This is a genomic window from Acinetobacter sp. ATCC 27244, from assembly GCF_000156555.1.
GTDB classification, from domain to species: domain Bacteria; phylum Pseudomonadota; class Gammaproteobacteria; order Pseudomonadales; family Moraxellaceae; genus Acinetobacter; species Acinetobacter haemolyticus.
The window spans coordinates 72,421-74,417 of sequence record NZ_GG665961.1 but is presented as its reverse complement, the minus strand read 5'-3'; the positions used below and the strand labels follow the sequence as shown (position 1 = coordinate 74,417).

Sequence of the window (1,997 nt, the reverse complement as noted above, 5' to 3'; positions counted from 1 at the left end):
AATAGCAACTTTCAAAATTTTTTGCTTATTTGACTGATCTAAACGCTATCTAGCCTTGGAAAGCTTTGTCACATCTACACTTTAGTTCATTCAGCAAAATTTATTACACATCAAATAACACAATAAAAAATTAGGGGAAATGATGAAAACGCTTACTTCGCTTGCACTCATCTCACTTACATTGATGATTGCAGGTTGTGCCAGTAAAACCGAACGCCAGTTTATCAGTGGTTGTAAAACAGGCGGCATTGATGGCAGCACTTGTTCATGTATTTACGACAAACTTGAAAAGAAATATGGAGAAGATGGACTTAAAGAAAATATTTATACCTTGCAGCAAACAGAATCCTTCCAGAGAGATATGGTCAATATTTCCTATCAGTGCATGAAGGAATAGCCATGAGAACACTTGCAGGCATCATCTGCATCATTGCAGTGATCTGCTTTTTAGGTTTGCCATTTATTGGCTTCATGATCGTGATGGGACTATTTATCGCATTGGCAAAATATGCAATTGGGGGAAAGTAAATGAATTCAAATATTAAGACATGGGTGATTAGTAGCTACTTTGTAATCGGTTTCTTCTTTGCCATCTATCAACACTTTTGGGGACAGTATAACTACAAGCCATTTACCTACAACTTGGGGCAAGGCTTAGTGTGGCCTGCGGTGATGTTTCCAACGGTGGGGAAAATCGTTGGTGGCATTTTGATTCTATGTTTGGTCGGATTTCTGACCATGCGTTCTAAGTAAGTGGGTAGCTAGAATATGAAAAAAATATTTCCAACGTTGGTACTTTCGACCTTGCTCATAGCATGTAGTCAGAACAATCAACCCACTCAAATAGATGAATCAAACGCTGCACATCCAGCCAACTCAAAAAGCCCTGATACTCAATCAATCTATGCTCCTTATACAGAGGAGGCAGTTAAAGCCAAACTCAATGAAATGCAGATGATTATTGACAATGGTCATGTCTATTTGCCTGCTGAGGTCAAGGAAGCGGAGTCTTATATCAATGGATGGAATAAGTATCCTGATGTGCTTAAAGCCATGATGGAAACTGACCTTGATCCAAACAACACTCAGGAAGCTGCCGACATTCCGCTTGAGGATGAATCTTTACTAGTTAGCGATCTAAATGTTAAGGCTCGCATTAGTGCTAGAGAATCTCAATCTGCTTTTAATGTACAAGGGGCAATTGAATATATTCTCGAAATTCAATCGACCAGCGATCAGCCTTTTATTCTACAAGGCATGAAAATTAATCGTGGTCGTTGTGGTTATTACACCGCTGACTTTCATAGCAAGATGCCTGTACAAATGAGCTACAGTTCAACGGTATCGTACTTGTTGAAATGTCGTGGTGATCAAGTCCTTGAAGCTGAATTAATGACCGACCAAGGCAATGTGAGTTTGTCTTTTTGAGGTTAGTAAATATGGAATAGAGAACACGGTATTCGTAGTGTTCTCTATTAAAAATTCAATACTTATAAACCTCTTCGGTTTTTCGAATCGATCACACCTTTACCGAAACTACGCATGTTTGACTTATCTTTTCCTCTCGGATGCTGCTGCTCTTTTTCACAATTCACTAGATAAGGGGCAGCATAATTAAGAAAGTTAAAAACTTCATGCTCAACATCACGATGAATCATACCAATGCCTAATGTTCCCATCACTTTATATGTATCCATATAGTCAGGATGGTTACAGTTAAAAATATAACCACAGCCATGTGTAATCTGCTCCCAACACTCACCTACCCACTGCCCCATTTCAAAACCACTTCGATGTACATTCCCATCGTACATAAGCAGAAGATGGCAGTGATAGCCTTTGCTAACACCATGCTCTAATGCCCATGCATAACCCTGCAAAGCATTAAAGCAAGTATCCTGATCTGCGATTCGACGAAGCAAAGTGTCTAATGCTTTGTTAAATGCCTGAATGTTGTATAAGGCTTGATATTCCTGAAGAATAGATAAATCCACACG

4 protein-coding genes and 1 pseudogene are annotated in these 1,997 nt (G+C 39.2%); 4 read left to right on the top strand and 1 reads right to left on the bottom strand.

Annotation, left to right across the window (positions count from 1 at the left end; all coding sequences use genetic code 11):
- The first annotated feature begins 142 nt into the window (after positions 1 to 142).
- The 4 genes from HMPREF0023_RS12040 to HMPREF0023_RS12030 are packed head-to-tail and all read left to right on the top strand — an operon-like array spanning position 143 to position 1,428.
- On the top strand, positions 143 to 397 hold the full coding sequence (locus HMPREF0023_RS12040; protein WP_017396499.1) for a hypothetical protein: 255 nt from the start codon (positions 143 to 145) through the stop codon (positions 395 to 397).
- Positions 398 to 399: 2 nt separating this feature from the next.
- Entirely contained in the window at positions 400 to 528 is a 129-nt protein-coding gene (locus tag HMPREF0023_RS17025; RefSeq protein WP_005146783.1) for a hypothetical protein, read from the top strand.
- Complete coding sequence (locus tag HMPREF0023_RS12035) at positions 529 to 753, top strand: hypothetical protein (protein ID WP_008942226.1); 225 nt, start codon at positions 529 to 531, stop codon at positions 751 to 753.
- A 15-nt stretch (positions 754 to 768) separates the two neighbouring features.
- Positions 769 to 1,428, top strand: a complete 660-nt coding sequence (locus HMPREF0023_RS12030) for a hypothetical protein (RefSeq protein WP_008942225.1) — start codon at positions 769 to 771, stop codon at positions 1,426 to 1,428.
- A 62-nt stretch (positions 1,429 to 1,490) separates the two neighbouring features.
- Here the strand turns inward: HMPREF0023_RS12030 and HMPREF0023_RS12025 are convergent.
- A pseudogene (locus tag HMPREF0023_RS12025) lies at positions 1,491 to 1,997 on the bottom strand (inovirus-type Gp2 protein); the annotation flags it as partial.